This window comes from Streptomyces glaucescens, from assembly GCF_000761215.1.
GTDB classification, from domain to species: Bacteria; Actinomycetota; Actinomycetes; order Streptomycetales; family Streptomycetaceae; genus Streptomyces; species Streptomyces glaucescens_B.
Map to the genome: position 1 here is coordinate 1,614,516 of NZ_CP009438.1, position 19,422 is coordinate 1,633,937.

17 protein-coding genes are annotated in these 19,422 nt (G+C 75.0%); all 17 read right to left on the reverse strand.

Annotated features, from left to right (window positions below; all coding sequences use genetic code 11):
• Positions 1-34: 34 nt before the first annotated feature.
• The gene (locus SGLAU_RS07015; protein WP_043499321.1) at positions 35-1,027 is read right to left on the reverse strand and encodes a TauD/TfdA family dioxygenase; all 993 of its coding nucleotides are present in this window, start codon (positions 1,025-1,027) and stop codon (positions 35-37) included.
• 5 nt (positions 1,028-1,032) lie between these two features.
• Complete coding sequence (locus SGLAU_RS07020; RefSeq protein ID WP_043499323.1) at positions 1,033-2,133, reverse strand: aspartate kinase; 1,101 nt, start codon at positions 2,131-2,133, stop codon at positions 1,033-1,035.
• The gene (locus tag SGLAU_RS07025; RefSeq protein ID WP_043499325.1) at positions 2,130-3,173 is read right to left on the reverse strand and encodes an aspartate-semialdehyde dehydrogenase; all 1,044 of its coding nucleotides are present in this window, start codon (positions 3,171-3,173) and stop codon (positions 2,130-2,132) included. The genes SGLAU_RS07020 and SGLAU_RS07025 overlap by 4 nt, the downstream gene beginning before the upstream one ends.
• On the reverse strand, positions 3,170-4,138 hold the full coding sequence (locus SGLAU_RS07030) for a DMT family transporter (RefSeq protein ID WP_043499328.1): 969 nt from the start codon (positions 4,136-4,138) through the stop codon (positions 3,170-3,172). The genes SGLAU_RS07025 and SGLAU_RS07030 overlap by 4 nt, the downstream gene beginning before the upstream one ends.
• 37 nt (positions 4,139-4,175) lie before the next feature.
• Positions 4,176-5,120: a transporter substrate-binding domain-containing protein gene (locus SGLAU_RS07035; RefSeq protein WP_043499330.1), complete on the reverse strand. Its 945-nt coding sequence runs from the start codon at positions 5,118-5,120 to the stop codon at positions 4,176-4,178.
• A complete protein-coding gene (locus SGLAU_RS07040; RefSeq protein WP_043499331.1) occupies positions 5,117-6,397 on the reverse strand; it encodes a methylaspartate mutase in 1,281 nt (426 codons plus the stop codon). The genes SGLAU_RS07035 and SGLAU_RS07040 overlap by 4 nt, the downstream gene beginning before the upstream one ends.
• The gene (locus tag SGLAU_RS07045; RefSeq protein WP_043499333.1) at positions 6,397-6,876 is read right to left on the reverse strand and encodes a cobalamin B12-binding domain-containing protein; all 480 of its coding nucleotides are present in this window, start codon (positions 6,874-6,876) and stop codon (positions 6,397-6,399) included. Before SGLAU_RS07045 ends, SGLAU_RS07040 begins: the two co-directional genes overlap by 1 nt.
• Positions 6,877-6,982: 106 nt before the next feature.
• Entirely contained in the window at positions 6,983-8,344 is a 1,362-nt protein-coding gene (gene accC, locus SGLAU_RS07050; protein WP_043499335.1) for an acetyl-CoA carboxylase biotin carboxylase subunit, read from the reverse strand.
• 12 nt (positions 8,345-8,356) lie between these two features.
• Positions 8,357-8,914, reverse strand: coding sequence for an acetyl-CoA carboxylase biotin carboxyl carrier protein (locus SGLAU_RS07055; RefSeq protein ID WP_078957628.1), 558 nt, complete (start codon positions 8,912-8,914; stop codon positions 8,357-8,359).
• Entirely contained in the window at positions 8,904-10,610 is a 1,707-nt protein-coding gene (locus SGLAU_RS07060) for an acetyl-CoA carboxylase carboxyl transferase subunit (RefSeq protein ID WP_052413654.1), read from the reverse strand. Before SGLAU_RS07060 ends, SGLAU_RS07055 begins: the two co-directional genes overlap by 11 nt.
• Positions 10,607-11,089 carry a DUF4188 domain-containing protein gene (locus tag SGLAU_RS07065; RefSeq protein ID WP_052413655.1) on the reverse strand — a complete coding sequence of 161 codons (483 nt, stop codon included), beginning with the start codon at positions 11,087-11,089 and terminating at the stop codon, positions 10,607-10,609. Before SGLAU_RS07065 ends, SGLAU_RS07060 begins: the two co-directional genes overlap by 4 nt.
• A 46-nt stretch (positions 11,090-11,135) precedes the next feature.
• Complete coding sequence (locus SGLAU_RS07070; RefSeq protein ID WP_244315186.1) at positions 11,136-12,551, reverse strand: aldehyde dehydrogenase family protein; 1,416 nt, start codon at positions 12,549-12,551, stop codon at positions 11,136-11,138.
• Positions 12,548-13,294, reverse strand: coding sequence for an RNA polymerase sigma factor (locus tag SGLAU_RS07075; RefSeq protein WP_052413656.1), 747 nt, complete (start codon positions 13,292-13,294; stop codon positions 12,548-12,550). The genes SGLAU_RS07070 and SGLAU_RS07075 overlap by 4 nt, the downstream gene beginning before the upstream one ends.
• Positions 13,295-13,437: 143 nt before the next feature.
• Positions 13,438-14,244, reverse strand: a complete 807-nt coding sequence (locus tag SGLAU_RS32805) for a 4'-phosphopantetheinyl transferase family protein (protein ID WP_052413657.1) — start codon at positions 14,242-14,244, stop codon at positions 13,438-13,440.
• Positions 14,245-14,250: 6 nt separating this feature from the next.
• Positions 14,251-16,008 (reverse strand): acyl-CoA dehydrogenase family protein, encoded by a 1,758-nt coding sequence (locus SGLAU_RS07085; RefSeq protein WP_043499337.1) that lies wholly within the window; start codon positions 16,006-16,008, stop codon positions 14,251-14,253.
• The gene (locus SGLAU_RS07090; protein ID WP_052413658.1) at positions 16,005-17,777 is read right to left on the reverse strand and encodes an acyl-CoA dehydrogenase family protein; all 1,773 of its coding nucleotides are present in this window, start codon (positions 17,775-17,777) and stop codon (positions 16,005-16,007) included. Before SGLAU_RS07090 ends, SGLAU_RS07085 begins: the two co-directional genes overlap by 4 nt.
• Positions 17,774-19,396, reverse strand: a complete 1,623-nt coding sequence (locus SGLAU_RS07095) for a PfaD family polyunsaturated fatty acid/polyketide biosynthesis protein (RefSeq protein WP_052413659.1) — start codon at positions 19,394-19,396, stop codon at positions 17,774-17,776. Before SGLAU_RS07095 ends, SGLAU_RS07090 begins: the two co-directional genes overlap by 4 nt.
• Positions 19,397-19,422: the final 26 nt, after the last annotated feature.

A 19,422-nucleotide genomic window follows, 5' to 3' on the forward strand; every position in this document is an offset into this window, starting at 1 on the left:
GCCTTGACAGCGTTATGTGGGCCGCGTGACCGGGTCAGTAATGCACCCGGCGGTCCTCCGGGGTGGCCCGGTAGCGCACGGTCCACAGGCTGCGCCTGATGTAGGTGCGCTGGAGCCAGCGGTCCCGGCCGTCGTAGCCGGCCCGGAAGGTGGAGCGGGCGTGCACCCCTTTGCGGTTGTTGATCAGCAGGGCGTGGCCCGGCTGGAGGCGGACCGCGTCGGCGGTGGCGCGGCAGGCCTCCTTGAGCGCCTGCAGCGCGGCCTCGGCGCCCCGGGTGAGGGCGCGGACGCCGTTGGCGGACACGGCGATCTCCGGGAAGCGTTCGGCGCCGCTGAGGATCGGCACCGGGTCGGACAGCACCTCGGCGTCCCCGGCGACGCCGCGGGTGTAGCTGCCGGGCGCGTTGAGCCGGAACAGGGGGCTGCGCAGGGTGTCGACGACCGGGCCGGGCAGCCTGCGGCACAGATCGCGGGCGTCGGCGTAGTAGGTGACGGCGTCGTCGTCGGGGGCGCCGCGCAGGCAGTTGAGGACGAGGAAGTCCGGGTTGGCGAGGTCGTAGCGGCCGATGGCGTCGTAGGTGATGTCGCTGTGGAAGTTGAGGAAGACGGCCGAGCCCTGGTTGGTCTGGGCCCGCTCGCCCTCCCGCACCGGCACCACGTCGTGCACGAGCCGGCCGTCCTTCTCGGTGAGCACGCCGATGGGCTCGCCGAGCAGTCCGGTCAGGCCGAGCAGCACGCTCTCGGCGACGAAGGTCCGCTTGGCGGTGCTGGGGCCGCCGTCGGCCGGGGTGGGCGGCAGCTCCGCGTCCCGCGGGAGGTTGCGCACCCGCATCAGGCCGGGGGCGTCGTTGTGCCGGCCGAAGTCGAGCAGCCGCTGGAGGAGTCCGGCGGGCAGGGCGGCCGCGAAGGCCTTCAGACAGTGGGTGAGCGCGGCGTCGACGTCGGGGGCCGGGTCGGGCAGCGCTGCCAGCCGGGCGGCGAGGTCGTCACGGACACCGTCCGGCAGGGTGAGGTCGGCGAAGGTCATGGCGGTCACACTCCGGCGAGGTGGGGGCGCGGTGCCTGGGCGGCCGGCATGTCGAGCGCGTCGTGCAGCCGCTGGGCGAGGTGCAGGGCGTCCTCGCCGCTCTCGGCGATGTGGGTGGTGACCTTGGAGCCGCGGATCTCGGCCACGGGGACGCCGACGTAGGCGCCGGGCGTGAGGTTCTGCCGGCGCTGGACGGCCTCCAGGTCGACATAGCCGCCGACGACCGCCACCCAGGGTTTCTCGGTGAGCCGTACCGTGTCGATCCCGGCGGCGTGGAAGACGCCGTGCGCGCAGTCGGCGGCGTCGTCGGAGTCGTAACCCAGCACCACGGACCGCTGGTTGAAGACGATCGCGGCCATCTGGTCGCCCTCGCGGCTGATGGTGGTGCCGCGGGAGAACGGGGCCCGGTTGTAGCGCAGCACGATCTCGATGCCGTGCCGCAGGGCGAGCTGGACGGCCCTGCGGTGCAGCACCTTGGCGCCGTACAGGGACATCAGGGCGGCCATGTTGTACGACACCCGGGGCAGCAGGTGGGCGCCGCGCACCAGGTGCGGGTCGGAGGTGTAGATGCCGTCGACGTCGGAGTGGATCTCGCAGGCGGTGCCGCCGACCGCGCGGGCGACGGCGATCGCGGACAGGTCGGAGCTGTTCTTGCCGAGCCAGGTGGGCCGTCCCTGGGCGTCCACCGCCTGCCCGCCGGGCACCACCACGACCTCGTGCTCGGCCAGGGTGCGGCTGAGCGGGCCGGGGTCGGTCTCGATGACCCGCGCCCACAGGAAGGACGAGTTGGTGACGAGGCCGACCTGGTGGCCGGCGAGCACGGTGGCGGTGCGGCCCCTGCGGTGCAGGGCGGTCGCCAGCAGGTGGGCGCTGACCAGGTCGGCGGTGGCGAGCATGCCGGCCGAGGTGGCGTCCTCGGGGTGCTCGTTGACCTCGTGCAGCCGGCCGCGCAGCTGCTCGGTCTCCCCCTGCATGGCGCTGACCACCACGGCCAGCCGGCGGCCCTCGCGGTCCAGCCGTTCCTCCAGGCCGGCCGCGAGCACGTCGTAGGCGGCGTGGGTGCGGAAGGTGGAACCGCCGAACTTCAGGATGGCGACGTCGCTCACAGCAACCCCCGTTCGAGGACGTTCTCGGCGATCTGGACGGCGTTGAGGGCGGCTCCGATCCGCAGGTTGTCGGCGACCAGCCAGAGCCAGAAACCGCGCGGATTGTGCGGGGCCACCCGGACCCGGCCGACGTGCACGTGGTCCGGGTTCCCCGCGGTGAGCGGGGTGGGGAAGCGGCCCGGGACGTCCCGGTCGTGGACGGTGACCTCGGGCAGCGCGGCGAGCCGGGCGACCAGCTCGGTGCGGTCGACCGGGGCCGCGGCCTCCACCCAGACGGCCTCGGAGTGCGAGTTGACCACCGGCACCCGCACGCAGGTGGTGGTGACGTCCAGGTGGGGCAGGCCGAGGATCTTGCGGGACTCCTGGAGCATCTTCTGCTCCTCCAGGGTGAACCCGCTGTCCAGCAGCTTGTCGATGAACGGCACCACGTTGAAGGCGAGGGGCGCGGTGAAGCGTTCGGCGGGCAGTTCGGCGCCGGGGTCGCGCAGCGCCAGCTCGCTGCCCTCCCTGAGCTCCGTGATGCCGTGCTCGCCCTGCCCGGAGGCGGCCTGGTAGGTGCTGACGACGACCTGCCGGATGCCCCAGCGCTCCTGGACCGCGGACAGCAGCCGCACCAGCGGGATGGTGGAGCAGTTGGGGTTGGCGATGATGCCGCTCGCCGGGCGGCCGGTCAGCACGCCCGCGTTGACCTGGGGCACCACCAGCGGGGTGTCCGGGTCCATGCGGAAGGCGTTGGTGTTGTCGATGACCAGCGCGCCCTGCGCGGCCGCCTTGCGGGCCCACTGGAGGCTGACCGACGTGCCGGCGGAGAAGAACGCGATGTCGACGTCCGAGAAGTCGGTGTGCTCCAGGTCCTCCACCACCGTGGCGCGGCCGTCGACGTCGACGACGCGGCCCGCGGAGCGGGCGGACGCGGCGAGTCTCACCCCCCGGTGGCGCAGGCCGCGCGAGGCGATCAGTTCGATGAGGGTCCGGCCGACGGCTCCGGTCGCTCCGGCGATCGCGAGGCGCGGGGCCGTGGGGTCGCTGACGAGTGTCATCGGGTTTCCTTAAGGGTGGTCGCGGTCCGGGTGAGCGCGGCCGGCGGCACATCGTCCGGTGAGGTGCGGCGCCGGGCGGCGGGCAGCAGGGGCCAGCCGAGGTTCACGCCGAGGCCGGCCGCCGCGATCAGCGGGACGCCCAGGGCCTGGAGCAGCGTGATGTGGTGGCCGTAGACCGTGAAGTCGACGAGGATCGCCACCGCCGGGTACACGAAGGACAGCACCGCGATCCTCGCGGTGGGCAGCTTCTGGTACGAGGCGTACAGCAGGATGTACATCAGGCAGGTGTGGATCACCCCGAGGCCCGCGAGCCACGCCCAGCCGGCCCCCAGTCCGGCGGTCTCGCCGAGCGAGGCGAACGGCAGCAGCAGCGGGATGCCCACGGACGCCTGGATGAGGGCGGTGAGTTCGGGGCGTACGCCGGTCAGGTGCTTGGCGATGACGGTGGCGAAGGCGTACAGCAGCGCGGCGAGCAGCGCCTGGCCGACACCGAGCAGGTAGGCGCCGCCGTCCGCGCCGCCGCCCGCGGTGAGGTCGGCGACGAGCAGCACTCCGGCGAAGGCCAGGAGGATCCAGCCCGCCTGGTGGCGGTCGAGGCGTTCCTTGAACAGCAGCAGGCCGAGCAGCACGACGTAGAACGGCTGGGTGTGGTAGACGACCGTCGCCACCGAGATCGACGTGGTGGTGTACGCGCTGAACAGCAGGACCCAGTTGAAGACGATGCACACCCCGCCGAGCGCGGCGAGCGCGAAGGTGCGGCGGGTGAAGCGGTGGTCGGTGAAGAAGCCGCGCAGCGCGCAGTAGGCGGCGAGGGCGAGGGCGCCGAAGAGGCAGCGGAAGAAGACCACGTTGAAGCTGGACTGGCCGGACTCGACGACGAAGACGCCCAGGGTGCCCGACAGGACCATCGCGGCGGTGAGCTCCACGGCGCCTCTGGTCTGCCGCCCGGGGGGTGGGGTGGTCACAGGTCGTACCTCGCCTTCGCGTTCGGGTGGGGGGATGTCAGTGCAGGGGCACGGCGTAGTGCAGACCGCCTCTGGTCCACAGCTCGTTGGGGCCGCGCGGCACGTCCAGCCCGGAGGCGCGGCCCAGGTTGCGTTCGTACAGCTCGGCGTAGCCGCCGACCGCGTCCAGTACCCGGGCGGCCCAGCCGGTGTCGAGTCCGGCGGCGGGGCCGTGCCGGCCGGCCTGCCGGGCGACGGCGGCGCGGCCGTCCGGGCCCGCTCGGTGGGTCTCGTACTCGGCGGCGAACAGCAGCTGGAGGACCCAGCGGCAGATCCGGAACCAGCCCGGATCGTCGTCCCGGACCACGGCGGCCATCGGCTCGCGGGAGATCTCCGCGGGCAGGATGCGGTGCGCGGCCGGGTCGGGCAGGGTGCGGCGGGCTCCGGCGAGGGCGACCTTGTCCAGGACGTAGGCGGCGCACTCCCCCGACGCGTACGCGTGCAGCGCCCGCCGCGGGTCGTCGAAGGCGACCGGGTGGACGGCGAGGCCGCGCGGCCCGTACCAGGCGGCCAGGTTGGCCGGGGTGGTGGAGCCCGCGTGCACGGCGACGCGGTGTCCGGCGAGCGCGGCCGGGTCGGTGACGCCGGAGGCGGACGGCACCAGGAAGCCCTCGCCGTCGTAGCAGGTGACCCCGGCGAACAGCAGCCCGTGGGCGGCTTCGCGTCCCATGGTCCAGCTCACGTTGCACACCGTCAGGTCGGCCTCGCCCGCGGCGAGCCGGGTGAGCCGTTCGGCGGGGCTCGCGGGCCGCCAGTCGACGGCCTCCGGGTCCCCGGCGACGGCGGCGGCGACGGCGCGCGCCACATCGGCGTCCAGCCCGGTCCAGCGGCCGTCCGGGGTGCGCAGCGAGAGCCCGGGCTGGCCCTGGGAGACCAGGGCGCGCACGGCGCCGCGGGCGCGTACCCGGGCCAGGGTGCAGGCGAGGGCCGTGCGGGCGGTCATGCCGGGCTCCGCAGCAGGGCGCCCACGGTGTGCTCGCGGTCGTAGCGGCGCTCGTTGTGGGCGAGCATGGCGGTGAGCCGGCGGGCGGTGAGCGGGCCGGAGCGGGCGCGGCCGGCGCGGACCGTCACCGGCATGCCGCCGGCCCGGGACCAGGCGAGCATGCCGTGTTCGTCGATGACGGCGCGGGCGGCGCCCGCGTTGTCGCGGTGCAGGCAGTACGGCACGTCGAGGACGCCGCGGGCGAACGCGGACACCAGGGCGGCACCCGTGGTGCGGCCCAGTTCCAGGGTGGCGTCGACCAGCGTGCGGGCCTCGTCGAGCAGGCCGGTGCGGGCGGGCTCGGGGCAGCGGGTGACCGCGCAGTCGGCGGCGGCCTGCCGGGCGACCGCGTCGGCGAACTCCAGCGCCTCGACGTTCTCCTCGATCGCGGGGATGCGCCGGGCCTCGGCCGGGGTCTTGACGATGAGCCGTTCGGTGCCGCTGTGCACGGCGAGCCGCACGCTGTCCTCCAGCAGCCGGAAGGAGCCGATGGGGGTGCGCGGGAAGACGCCCATGTAGGTGTAGAGGGCGACGTGCCAGTCCACGTCGGGCAGGTGCTCGGCGGCCAGCCGGCGCAGCGCGGCCAGGGCTTCGAGGTCCTGGCCGAGGTGGACCTGCTGGGCATAGCTGAGCGAGACCGAGCGCAGCCCGTGCTCACGGAAGAACCGTGCCTCCAGCACGCTGAGCGCGACCAGCAGCGAGGGCGGGCAGAGCTGGCCCAGCATGCAGCCGCCGAAGGTCTCCAGGTGCATGGGCCGGGCGGCCCCGGCGGCCAGTTCGCAGCAGCGCGCCCAGTTGTCGGCGGCCTCGGGCAGCGGGACGCGGCCGTAGGGCAGGCAGTACGAGACGGGCCCGCCCTCGGTGGCGTCGACGCCCGCCTCGACCATGGTCCGGAACAGGTCCAGGGGCAGCGGCGAGCCGTGCCGCACCTGCACCGGGAAGCCGTCCACGGCGACGCCCGCGAGCAGCTCCCGTACGACTGCCGCGCCGTGCGCCTGGAGGGGGAAGCCGTTGAGGTCGGCGCCGCCGTTCCCGGCGAGGGCGCGGCGGGCGGAGGCGTGGTCGCCGACGCGGGTGTAGCTGTCGAGGGTGACCGTGCCGACGGTGGTGGCCCGGCAGTCGCGCACGGCGAGCAGACCGGCCCGCATCTTCGCCGGCGCGCCGAAGCCCATCCGCGGCTGGACCACGAGCCGCCGCTCGGCCCGCGCGGCGCGCACCCGGTCGGCGAACCGGCCCATCAGCGTGCCCCGACGGGGATCCGCGGGGCCGTCGCGGCCAGCGTGCCGAGGAAGCACAGGAAGTCGGCGAGCAGCCGCTCTGCGGGTTCCTCGGTCTCGTTGAACACGGCGGTGAAGCCGGCGTCCAGCAGCCGCTGTCCGAGCCGGTCGTCGGCGGCGCCGCGCACCCCGAGCTTGCCGCCGATCACCACGGGCAGGCCGGCGAGTCCGGGGTCGCGGCGCAGGGTACGCACCAGGCGCAGCCCGTCGAGGTGGCCGTGGCCGTTGACGGTGGACAGCACCAGCAGATCGGGCCGGTCGGCGCCGCGGCAGGCGTCCAGCACGGTGGCGTCCGGCGGGCACACCCCGAGGTTGGTGACCTCGTGCCCGGCTTCCTCGAGCAGCAGCTGCAGGTGGACCAGGTTCCACATGTGCGCGTCGGAGGAGACGCTGGAAACCGTGACGCGCAGCGGGTGGGTCCGTATCGGATGAACAGACATGACTCTCACTCTTGGATTTGTCCGGCGATAAGTACAGCCTGCGCCGAACGGATATCCGAAAGCGGACGATCAGGAATTTCCATACACGGGCGAGGAGTTCTTCCGGTCAGAGTGAAAAGTGACGGGGGAGGAAATCCGTGGGCACGCCGCCGCGCCGGAATTCGGGATGCCGGAGTATTTCCTGGTGCAGGGGAATGGTCGTGCGCACCCCGGGACCCGACACCTCGAATTCCTCCAGCGCCCGCAGGGTACGGTCCAGTGCCGTGGCGCGATCCGGTCCCCAGACGATGAGCTTGCCGATCATCGAGTCGTAGTAGGGGCTGACCCGGGAGCCGGGCGCGTAGTCGGTGTCGACGCGCACCCAGGGGCCGCCGGGGGCGCGGTAGTTCTCCAGCAGGCCCGGCGTGGGCGCGAAGCCGCGGCCGGGGTCCTCGGCGTTGATCCGGCACTCCACGGCGTGGCCGCGGATCTCGATGTCCTCCTGCCGCACGGTGAGCGGCCGGCCCGCGGCGATCCGGAGCTGCTCGGCGATCAGGTCCACTCCGGTGACGAGTTCGGTGACGGGGTGCTCCACCTGGATGCGGGCGTTCATCTCCATGAACCAGAAGGCGTGGTCGGCCGCCGGATCGGTCTCCAGCAGGAACTCCACCGTCCCGGCGCCCCGGTAGCCGACGGCGCGGGCCCCGGCGACGGCCGCCGCGCCGAGCTGCTCGCGCAGCTTCGGCGGCAGGCCGGGGGCGGGTGACTCCTCGACGAGCTTCTGGTGGCGGCGCTGCACCGAGCAGTCCCGTTCGCCGAGGTGGACGGCGCCGCCGAAGTCGTCGCACAGGACCTGGATCTCGATGTGCCGGGTGACGGGCAGGTAGCGCTCCAGGTAGACCGCGCTGTTCTTGAACACCGCCTGCGCGCCGGCCCGGGTGGTGACGTAGGCCTCCTTCAGGTCCTCCGGACGGCGCACCACGGTGATGCCGCGTCCGCCGCCGCCCGCCGCGGCCTTGATGATCACCGGGTAGCCGATGTCCCGGGCGATCTCGTCGGCGGCCTCCACCGAGTCGACGGGTTCGGTGGTGCCGGGCAGCAGGGGCAGTCCGGCCGCCGTCATCAGCCGGCGTGCGGTGGCCTTGTCGCCGACGTTCTCCATGACGTCCGGGGGCGGCCCGACGAAGGTGATCCCGGCGTCCGCGCAGATCTCCGCGAAGTACGGGTCCTCGGAGAGGAAGCCGTAGCCCGGGTGGACCGCCTGCGCGCCCGTCCTGAGGGCGGCGCCGATGATGTTGGGGATGTTGAGGTAGCTGCGGGTGGGCGCGCCCGGACCGATGTGCACGGCCTCGTCGGCGGCGTGGACGAAGCGGGCGTCGGCGTCGGGGGTGGAGTACACGGCGACCGTGCGGACGCCGAGGTCCCGGCAGGTCCGGATGATGCGCAGCGCGATCTCGCCGCGGTTGGCGATGAGCACCTTGTCGAACATGGCGGCCCCGCCTCAGCCGGCCGGGCGCAGGTCGATGAGCGGCTGGGCGTACTCGACGACCTCGCCGTCCGCGGCGTGGATGGCGTGCACGGTGCCCTTGACGTCGGCGGTGATGGAGTTGAGCAGCTTCATCGCCTCGATGACGGCCAGTTGCTGCCCGGCCTCCACCGTGTCGCCGACCTTCACGAAGGGTTCGGCGCCGGGGGCGGGGGCCTGGTAGTAGGTGCCGACGAGGGGGGCGGTGACACGGACCAGGCCGTCGGGGGGGCCGTCGGTCCGCTGGGGCGCGGGCGCCTGGGCCGTGACGGGGTCCGCGGGGGCGGGTGCCGCGGCAGGGGCCGGGGCCTGGGGCGCCGGGACCGTCTCCCACTCCACGTCCACGCTGATCGCCCCGGCCCGCAGGGTGATCCGGCGCAGGGTGCCGGGCAGTTCGCCCGCCAGCAGCCGGGTCTGGGTCCGCAGCTCCTCGACCGTCGGGCCCGCCGCCGTGCCGTCCGCGGCCGTGGCGTGCGCCGCCGTTCCGTGTGCCGCCGTGCCGTCCGTGGCCGTGCCTGCCGTATCAGTGCTCATCGTGCTTCTCCCAGTCCACTACGCGCTGCATTCGGGGGTCCCCGAAGCGGTCGAACCGCTCCCGCCGGGCGTCGACGAGCTGCCGGCCGGACCGGCCGAGCAGCGGGGAGAGGGTGCGCACCAGGGCGCTCTTCACGGTCAGCGCGGTGGTGTGCGGTTCCGTGTGCGCCCCGTCCGGCGGCTCGGGCACGATGCCGTCCACGACTCCGAGGCGCAGCAGGTCGGGCGGGGTCAGCCGGAGGGCGCCGGCGGCCCGGCCGGCGTGTTCGGCGGTGCCGAAGAGGATGGTGGAGCAGCCCTCGGGGCTGATCACCGAGTAGTAGGCGTTCTGCAGGATCAGCACCGTGTCGGCCACGCCGAGGGCGAGCGCCCCGCCGCTGCCGCCCTCCCCGGTGACCACCGAGACGACCGGGACCCGCAGCCGGGACAGCTCCAGGATGCACTCGGCGATGGCGACGGACTGGCCGCGCTCCTCCGCGTCGATGCCCGGGAAGGCGCCCGGGGTGTCGACGAACGCGATCAGCGGCAGCCCGAACCGGTCCGCGAACCGCATCAGGCGCAGCGCCTTGCGGTAGCCGTCGGGGCCGGGCATCCCGAAGTTGGCGCGGACCAGTTCGGCCGTGTCGTGGCCCTTCTGGTGGCCGAGGACGACCACGCTCTGCCCGCCCAGCCGGGCCAGACCGCCCACCAGCGCCCGGTCGTCGCCGTGCACCCGGTCGCCGCGCAGCTCGACGAAGTCGTCGAAGACGTGACCGACGTAGTCGAGGGTCGTGGGCCGCCGCACGTCGCGGGCCAGGGCCACCAGGTCGCGGGCGGTGCGGGTGCCGGCCGGCGGGCGGGTGAGCACCACGGCCGGGTCGGGGGCGTCCGGCAGTTCGGGCACCGAAGGGCCGAGCAGGTGCAGCAGCCGGGCCAGGTGCTCGCGCTGCGTCTCGCGCGGCACGACCGCGTCGATCATGCCGTGCTCCAGCAGGAACTCGGCGCTCTGGAAGCCGGGCGGCAGCTCCTGGCGGATGGTGTTGCGGATGACCTGCGGCCCGGCGAAGCCGATCAGCGCGCCCGGTTCGGCGAGGACGACGTCGCCGAGCATGGCGAAGGAGGCGCTGACCCCGCCGAAGGTGGGATCGGTGTTGAGGTTGACCACCGGGATCCTGGCCTCGCGCAGCCGCTCGATCCACTGGGCGGTCTTCGCCATCTGCATCAGCGACAGCGCGCCCTCCTGCATGCGCGCCCCGCCCGAGGCGGCGACCAGCAGCAGCGGCAGGCGTTCGGCGAGCGCGAGGCGGGCCGTGGCGGCGATCTGCTCTCCGACGGCGGTGCCCATGCTGCCGCCCATGAAGCTGAAGTCGAGGACGGCCACCGCGACCGGCCTGCCGCGCACCGTCATCCGCCCGGCCAGCACGGCGTCCGGGCGTCCGGTGCGCGCCTGGGCGTCGCGCAGCCGCTCCGGGTAGGGCTTGCTGTCGGTGAAGCGGAGCGGGTCGCCGGGGGCGGGCGGGCCGGGCAGCGGCCGGAAGCTGCCGGGGTCGGCGAGCTGGCCGATCCGGACGTCCGGCGGGATGCGGAAGTGGAACTGGCACTCGGGGCAGACCTTGCGGTTGCGGTCCAGGCGCTTGCCGTAGACGAACGCCCCGCAGGAGGCGCAGCGGCGCCACTGGACGTCCTGGCCGGCCCGGACCTGCCGGGGTGTGCTCATGCGGCTTTCCTCCTGCGTTCGCCGCCGGGGACCGGCGGGGCCGCCTTCTGCGGGACGGACTCGGTGGCGGCGGCCATGCCGAAGCGGGGCATGTTCCGGTAGACGGTGTGCATCCGGTCCGGCGAGACGACGTACGCCTCGTGGAAGATGCCGACCGCGCCGTCGTTGCGTACGGCCCGGTTGAACCAGGCCCACATGGAGCGGTGCTTGCCGTCGCTGCGGTGCGAGTAGCGCATGAGGTCGTCCATGCTGCGCCAGTACTGCACCATGATCACCGTGCGGTTGAACCAGGCGCGGGAGCCAAGGAAGCCGTGTTCCTTGTTCTTCCGCAGCTCGATCAGCATGGGGATCATCGAGCCGATCACCGGCACCCAGCGGTGCACCATCCGGAACTTGTTCACGCGCAGGCCGATCAGCAGCACCACGGTGCCCTCGGGCGGGGCCGCGATCCGGGGCTCGGTGATGACCTTCAGGTCCATGGGGGTTCCCTCCGGTTGCGGCGAGACGGGAATGGCTGGGGGTCGGTCAGAAGGGGTACGTGCGGGGCGGGCTGCTGGTGGTGAGGGTGCGCCAGCGGGTGAACGCCTCCAGGGCGGCCTGCCCGCCGAAGCCGTAGCCGTTGCCGGAGGCGCCGATGCCGCCGAACGGCAGGGCCGCGTCCTGGACCACGGTCTGGTCGCCGATGTGGGTGACGCCGCAGCGCAGTCGCCGGCCGAGGGCCGTGCCGCGGGCGGTGTCGCCGGTGTAGACGGCGGCGGTCAGGCCGTGGTCGGAGGTGTTGGCGAGCCGTACGGCGTCGGCGTCGTCCGTGAAGGCGGTGACGGTGGCGACCGGGCCGAACACCTCGGTGTGGAAGATGTCCATCCGCTCGGTGACGCCGGCGAGCACGGTGGGCGGGTAGTACGGGCCGTCCGGGCGGCCCCCGGTGAGCAGGCGGGCCCCTTGCGCGACGGCGTGCTCGACGGCGGCCGCGATGCCGTGCAGCTGGCGGCGGTCGACGATCGGGCCGATCTGGGCGTCGCTGCGGTAGGGGTCGCCGACCCGCAGGGCGGCGGCGTGCCGGGCCAGCGCGGCGGCGTAGTCCCCGGCGATCGAATGGTGCACCAGGTGGCGGCGGGCCGACATGCAGATCTGGCCCTGGTGCAGGAAGGAACCCCACGATCCGGCGCCCGCCGCCTGCTCGACGTCGGCGTCGTCGAGGACGACGAACGCGTTCTGCCCGCCGAGTTCGAGGACGGCCCGCTTCAGGAGCCGGCCGCAGGCCGCCCCGATCTCCCGGCCCGCCTCGGTCGAGCCGGTGAACGACACCATCGCCACATCGGGGGCCCGCACCACCGCGGCACCGGTCTCGGCGTCGCCGTGCACGACCTCGAGCACCCCCGGCGGCAGCCCCGCCTCGGCGAACACCTCGGCGAACAGGCTGCCGCCGGACAGCGGCGTGTGCGGGTCGGGCTTGAGCAGCACCGCGTTGCCGAGGGCCAGCGCCGGGCCGAGGGAGCGGGCGCCGAGCAGCAGCGGGAAGTTCCACGGCACGATCACGCCGACCACGCCGAGCGGCACCCGGGTCACCTCGGCTTTCCGGGACGGGTCGTCCGAGCCGGGGTGCGGGGCGCCGGGGTCACGGGCGAGCCGGGCGCCGTGCCGCAGCTCCTGCGCGGCGAGCAGCACCTCGAAGTACGCCTTGCCGGGGATGGCGCCGCCCTCCCGCACCAGCAGGTCCTGGGCCCGGCCGGTGCGCTCCTCCAGCAGGCCGGCGGCCCGCTCGACGATCGCGGCGCGCCGCTCGGCGGGGACCGCGGCCCAGCCGGGCGCGGCGGCGGCGGCCCGGCGGGCGGCGGAGGCGACCCGGTCGGGTCCGGCCCGCTCGACGCTGCCCAGTTCCTCGCCGGTGGTGATCTCCCGGCTGGCCAGCCGGGCCGGGGTGTCGGTGGGAGCGGTCACCTGCGGACCTCGCTTTCGTGCTCTGCCGGACGGACGGCAGCGGCGGACGGGGGTGTTCGCCCGGGGAGCCGGGGGCCCGCCCGTCGGGCGGCCGCGGGCCGCGCGCGGTCCTCGCGCGGTTCACCGCGCCCTTCGGCGGGTGGTGCCGGGCAGCCGGCGCAGGGCCGCGACGGGTCCTCGGGGGTGTCCAGGGCGCGGCGCAGGCGGCGCAGGCAGCGGGTGCGGATGGGGCCGATGGAGCCGACCGGTACGGCCAGGGCCGCGGAGAGGTCCCGGTAGCTGGGGGGCGGGTCCTGCAGGGCGTGCAGGAGCACGTCCCGGCACTGCGGGGACAGGGTGCCGATCGCGCGCAGGAGTTCGCGGTCGCGGTCGGCGCGCAGGGTGATCTGCTCGGGGCTCTCGTGAGGGCCGCGGCGGTGGTCGACCAGGTACTCCAGGGTCTCGGGGTCGCCGATCGTCACCAGCCGCCGGGCGCGGCCCGCCGCCTTGACGGCCTCGCGCCGGGCGACGGTGGCGAGCCAGTCGCCGAGCCGGTCGGGGTCGCGGATGCGGTGCGCGTTCTGCATCAGCCGGAACCAGGTGAGCTGCCGCACGTCCTCGGCCTCGGCCCGGCTGACGCGCTGGCTGCGGGCCACCGTCCAGACGAGGGCGCCGAAGCGGTCCACGGTCTCGCCCCAGGCTTCCGGTTCGCCGCGGGCGCAGCCGGCCAGCAGCTCCGCGTTCCCCTTCGGTTTCGACGGCATGGCTCGGCCTCCGTGTGCCAACTCCCGCGCTGCGGCGCGCGCTCCGGCGGATTGCGCCTTCCATGCAACACACCGGGCGCGGTGGCCGGAAACGCGCACCGCTGTCCGGTAGCGGTCATGCCGGGAGTGGACAGCGGGGCCGGTCACCGGGCACCGTCCCCGGCCGGGCGCGGAAGGAGTTCCGCCATCGCGGAGCGCAGCCGCACGGGGATCGGCCCGGTGTCGTCCTCGCTGGCGCGGATGGCGATGCCGAGGGCGAAGCGGTCCCAGACCTGGAGCACCTGGATCTGCCACAGCGGGCGCTCCGGCTCGGGGATCTCGTCGTCGACGACGGCCAGTCCGCCGCCGCGCAGCCGGTGCACGGAGAACGCGTCGAAGCCGCGGGCCATGCCCATGCCGGTGGCCTTGGTGTAGGCCTCCTTGGCGACCCAGGAGTCCGCGAAGGCGTGCCCCTGCTGGTCCTCCCGGTCGCGGCGCAGGATCTCCTGCTCCAGCGGCGTGAACACCTTGGGGGCGAAGCGGAGGGCTTCCGGGCGGGCGGGCGTCGTCTCGGCGTCGACGCCCGCCGTACGGCCGCGTACGACGATCGCGGCGATCAGCCCGTTGGTGTGGGTGAGGTTGAAGTCCAGCCCCCAGTCGGCGCCCTGGACGGTGGGCCGGCCGAACTTCCCCTTCTCGAACCGCCACTGCGCGGGCGGCACGTCGGCGTACTGCGACAGCACCTGGCGGGACAGCAGCCGGGCGCCGAGGAAGCGGGCGCGGGCGGCGGGGAAGAGCAGCCGGTCGTGGCGGGCCCGTTCCTCCTCGGTGAGCAGGCCGAGTCCGCCGGTCGCCGCGGCGAACCGGGGGACGTCCTCCTCGGCGAGCAGCCACACGTCGGCCCCGCCGGCCAGCGGATCGCCCTCGGCCGCCGGGTGCGGCGGGCCGGCGGGCCGCGCGGTCGCGGTCATCGGCGCTCACCACCCGACCCGGTACGGCCGGAAGGAGAACAGCCGGCCCTCGCGGTGCGCCTCGGCCAGCACACCGGCGACGGTGTCGATGTCGTCGGGGCCGGTGACCCGGCGGGTGGGGTGGAAGCGGCGCAGCAGCCGCTCCAGGCAGAGCAGCAGCACGGCGGGCGAGCGCAGGGCGGGGGTGAGGCTGTCCCGGCCGTGCAGGTGGAGGTGGACGCAGGCGGCCGCCGCGCAGACGGCGCTGTACTGCTTGGCCAGGTCGTACAGTTCCGCGGACTGCCCGGCCGCCCGGCCCCGGTCGGCGAAGAGCTTGGCGTGCTCGTCGGCCAGCCGGTGCACCTCGTCGGCGAGTCGCCCGGCGGTGTCGGCGCAGCCCGCGAGCCAGGCGGCGTCGCGTCCGCCGGCGGCCTCGGCGGCCCGGCGCAGCTCGCCGACGGCCGAGCGCAGCGCGAGCACGGAGTCGTCGCCGGCCCGGCTGAACAGCTGCTGCTCGGCCGGCTCGTACGGCGGCATGGGCCGCGCCGGGTCGAAGAGGTCCGCGACGGCCGCCCGCGCCCGGGCCACCTCGCCGGGGTCCTGCCCGACGGCGCCCGCGAGCAGTACGTCGAGCTGGAGGGCGATGTTCTTGAGGTTCACGACGGTGTTGCCGTCGGCGAAGTTGGAGATGGCGAAGTCGCGCAGGACCTTCTGGAAGATGCCGTGCCGGGGGTGCGCCCGCAGGTAGTGGCGGGCGCCGAGGACGGTGGTCAGCCGGGCGAGGGTCTCCTCCAGCAGGGTCGGCACGAAGTACTTGACCACGGACGACCAGACGCTGGCCTGGGCGGGGGCGAGCTGGAGGGAGCGCACGGCGCCGGTGGTGAGGGCGTCCGCGACCAGCAGCTCGGCGTAGCTCTCGGCGAGCTGCCGCCGGGAGTACGGCACCTCGGCGACCGTGCCGCCGAAGATGACCCGGCGCCCGGCGAAGTCGAGGGTGCTGCGCAGCGCGGTGTCGACGCAGGCCATCGCGATGGAGGCGATGGCGATGCGGGCGAGCTGGCTGCTCTTCAATGCGATCTCGAGGCCCTGTCCGGCCCGCCCGACCAGCGCCGAGTCCGGCACGAAGCAGTCGGTGAGGCGGACGCCGCTCATGTCGAGGCCGCGCAGGCCGTGCAGCGGCTCGTCCGGCAGGTGGGCCAGCTGCCCGGGCGCGACGCCGTCCTTCTCGACGGCGAAGATCGAGTAGCCGCCGGGGCCGCCCTTGTCAGAGGTGCGGGCGAAGACCATGACGGTGCAGGCGACGGTGGCGTTGCCGATGGTCCACTTCTCGCCGTTCAGCAGCCAGCCGCCGTCGGTGCGGCGGGCGGTGGTCTCGTTGGCGAGGACGTCGCTGCCGTGGCGGCGCTCGGACAGGCCCCAGGCGAGCTTGCGGCCGCCGCGGATCGCGTCGGCGAAGTGCTGGCGCTGTCCGGGGCTGCCGGCGATCCACACCGGCATGTAGCTGAGGCTGGTGAGCACCATCGCGGTGGCGGAGGTGGGGTCGCGGCGGCCGACCAGCCGGTACAGGTTGAAGCCGTCCTCGACGTTGACGGCCTTCCCGCCGTTGGCGGCGGGCACGATCCAGTCGTACAGCCCCCAGGAGGCGAGCACGTCGACGAACTCGTGCGGGTAGCGCTGGTCCTCGTCGGCCGCGAGGATCCTCGGGTACGGCATGAGGGCCCCGGCGTCCCACGGGTCGCCCAGGTACTCCTCCAGGTCGGCCATGAGCGCGGTCAGGTCGGTCATGTCGTCTCGTCCCCCTCGTCGGGCTCCGCGGGCGTCTCGGACTCCTTCGGTCCCGGCCCGTCGGCGAGCGGGACCGGGAGCGCGGTGAACAGCAGCCGGGCGTCGTCGAGCCGGGCCAGCGCCGGCCCGGCGGGCAGCACGTCGGGCGCCGCCTGGCGGGGCGCGCGGCCCTCGGCGTGCGCGAGCAGCACGGCCAGTACGGCGGTGAGCCAGCCCGCGCCGCCCGGTTCCTCGCCGTACAGGCCGCGCTCGGGGTGCGCCCACCAGGCGAGGGCCGCCGTGGCGGCCGGGTGGAGCAGGCAGAGGCGGTCGGCGAGGTCGAGCTGCCCGAGCGCGCCCGCCGGGCCGCCGCGGTCCAGGCCGGCCGCCGCGGCGGTGGTGCGCTCCAGTGCCGTCCGCACGTGCCGCACCAGCACCGCGGCCCGTTCGGCGCCGCGCGCGGCGAGGCGGGCCTCGATCTCGTCGGCGTGTGCGGCGAAGCCGAGCAGCACCGGGTCGCGAGGGCGGGCGCCCAGGTCGAGGGCGGCCGGGTCGAGGTCCGGGAGCGGATCGCCGTAGGCGAGCAGCGGGCCGAGGGCGTGGTCGCCCGGGCCGGGGGGTTCCCGCAGCGGGCCGGCGTAGCCGGGCAGCGCGGCGGCCACCGCGCGCAGCACCCCGAAAGGGCTGGTGTCGATGGACTCGACGACCGCGTTGTCCCGCTGCGCCTTGTCCACGACGGCGCCGGGTCCGTGCGCCAGGACGCCGCGCGCGCCCAGCAGGGAGCGGGCGCGGGCGATGGCCGAGGCGGTGAGGCGGGTGGCGGCGCGCTTGACGACGTTCGAGCACAGCCCGAAGGTGCCGGGCGCCAGGTGGGCGTGGCGGGCGGCGGTCAGCGAGCAGAGGTCGGCCGCCATCAGTTCGGCGGCGGCCAGGGCGAGTTCACGGGCGCCGTGGCCGGTCTCGGCGACCGGGACGCCGCCGGTGCGCCGGGCGCGGGTGAAGCGCAGGGCGGTGCGCAGGGCGGTGTCGGCGGTGGCGAGACAGGCCGCCGTGGAGAGCAGCCGGACCAGCTGCTGGGCGCGCATCGCCGCGGCCAGGCCGCCGCCGGCTCGGCCGAGCACGGCCGTCTCCGGCACCGGGACGTGGTCGAAGACCAGGTCGGCGAAGTCGATGCCGCGCATGCCGGTGACCGGCTGGGCGGGCCGTCGTACCGCGGCCGCGAGCTGGTCGGGGCCGAGCAGGACGGCGGTGAACGCCGCGGGGCCGCGCGGCGCGGTGCGGGCCACCACGACCGCCGCGTCCGCGGTGGCGCCCCGGCCGACGAGCCACTTGCGGCCGGTGAGGGCGTATCCGCCGGCGGTGGGGTCGAGGCGGCAGCGGCCGGCGAGGATGTCGCTGCCCGTCTCCTCCTCGGAGAGCGCGAAGGCGACGGTACGGCCCTCGCGCACCCACTCGGCGGCCGTCTTGGCCTGCTCGGGGGTGCCGGCCGCGAGCACGGTCAGCACCGCCGAGCAGGACAGCAGGGTGGCGGGCATGACGGCGGCGTCGCGGCGGGCGGCGACCCGGACGAGGAGCAGGGTGTCGTCGAGGGGACGCGGGTCGCCGCCGAGCGCGGGGGGCAGGTAGGCGAGCGGGAAACCGGTGCCGGCGAGGCGGGCCGCGAAGGCCGCCGGGTAGGCGCCGTCGGCGTCCCGGGCGGTGCCCGCCGCGAACCCGTAGGGGTTGCCGGGGTCCCAGGGGTCGCCGAGCAGGGCGTCGAGCCGCGCGGCGGCGGTGTACGGCGCCGTCACGGCCGTACCGCCGAGGGGGTGCCGTCCTCGGCGGCCGGCTGGGGCACGGGGTAGTCGGCGAGGGCCGGGGAGAGGGCGAGGCCGGCCGCGCGCAGCATGGACAGGCGCTGGTGGTAGGCGGCGCCGGCCATCAGGTGGCGGGCCACGTCGGCGACCCGGCGGTTGCGGGGGGCGGCCAGATAGGTGCCGCGCACCCATGAGTTGAAACTGCCCATCGCCGGCCCGCACCAGATCTGGTAGTCGACGGCCCGGTCCGCGTCGCCGGTCTTCGCCCAGCGGGAGGCCATGCCGAGGTACCAGCGGTAGACCAGCGCGGCCTTCCGCTTGGGGTGGCCCGCGGCGCGGGCGAGCTGGGCGGGGTCGCGGCGCTCGAAGTAGGCGGCCGTCTCCGCCCACACGTCCTCCAGGGGCCGCCGGAAGACCTGCTGTTCCAGCCGGGCGCGCACGGGGGCGGGCAGGTCGTCGATGCCGTCGTGGGCGCGGTACAGCTCGTACAGCTGGCGGGCCCGCATCGGGAAGAGGGTGCCGCGCTTGAGCACCTGGAGTTCCACGCCCATCTCGAACATGTCGGCCGCCGGGGCCATCTCGCAGTCCGCGAGGTCGGCCTGGGCCAGCATGTCCTTGACCCGCTCGGAGGTGCCGGCCTCCACGCAGGACTGGTTGACGGACCCGGTCACCACGTAGTCGGCGCCCATCGCGAACGCGGACCAGACCGCCTCCGGGGTGCCGATGCCGCCCGCGGCGCCCACCCGGATCCGCTCCGGCCGGTCCAGCTCCGCCGCCAGCGCGTTGCGCCGGCGCAGGAGGACCGGCAGCTGGGCGGGCAGGGGGCGGCGGTCGGTGTGGCCGCCGGAGTCGGCCTCGACGGTGATGTCGTCGGCGAGCGGCACCCGCGCGGCCAGCCGCGCCTGCTCCTCGTCGATCGCCCCGTCGGCAAGCAGGGCGCGCACCATCGGCTCGGGTGCCGGCCGCATGAACAGTTCGGCGATCTCGGTGCGCGACACCTTGGCGATCACCCTGTTCTCCGCGACCACCCCGTGCGGGCCGCCCGGGCGCAGCCCGGCGAGCCGGTAGCGCACGACGTGCGGGGTGAGCCCGAGGAACGCGGACGCCTCCACGCACCGCACCCGGTGGCGCAGGTACAGGTCGACGGCGGTGCGCTCCAGGCGTTCCTCGCTGGGGCTGTGGATCAGGTTGCAGGCGTACGGCAGTCCGGGGATCTCGGCGGTGAACCGCCGCAGGGCCCGATCCACGGTCTCCGGGAGCAGGCCGGCCGCGCCGTACGAGGCGAGGTAGCCGGCCCGGGCCAGGGCGATGACCAGGTCGGCGGAGGCGATGCCGCCCGCCATGGCGCCGCTCATGTACGCCTGCCGCACCCCGTGGGCGCGCAGGAAGGCGGCGCTGCCGAGGCGTTCCGGGCCCAGTGGCGGCACGGCGGCGACCACCTCGTGCTCCCCGTCCGGCCGGACGGCGCCCCCGGTGGCGGCGCCGAGGCCGTGGGGGCCGCGCAGGATGTACACGGGTTCGTCGAGGCGGGTCAGGGCCTCGCGGATCCCGCTGTCGCCGACCGCGGGGGCCACGGGTCCGCTCCAGCGCGGCCGCGGCTGCTCGGTGCTCATGAGGTGTCTCCTCCGGGGCTGGGGCG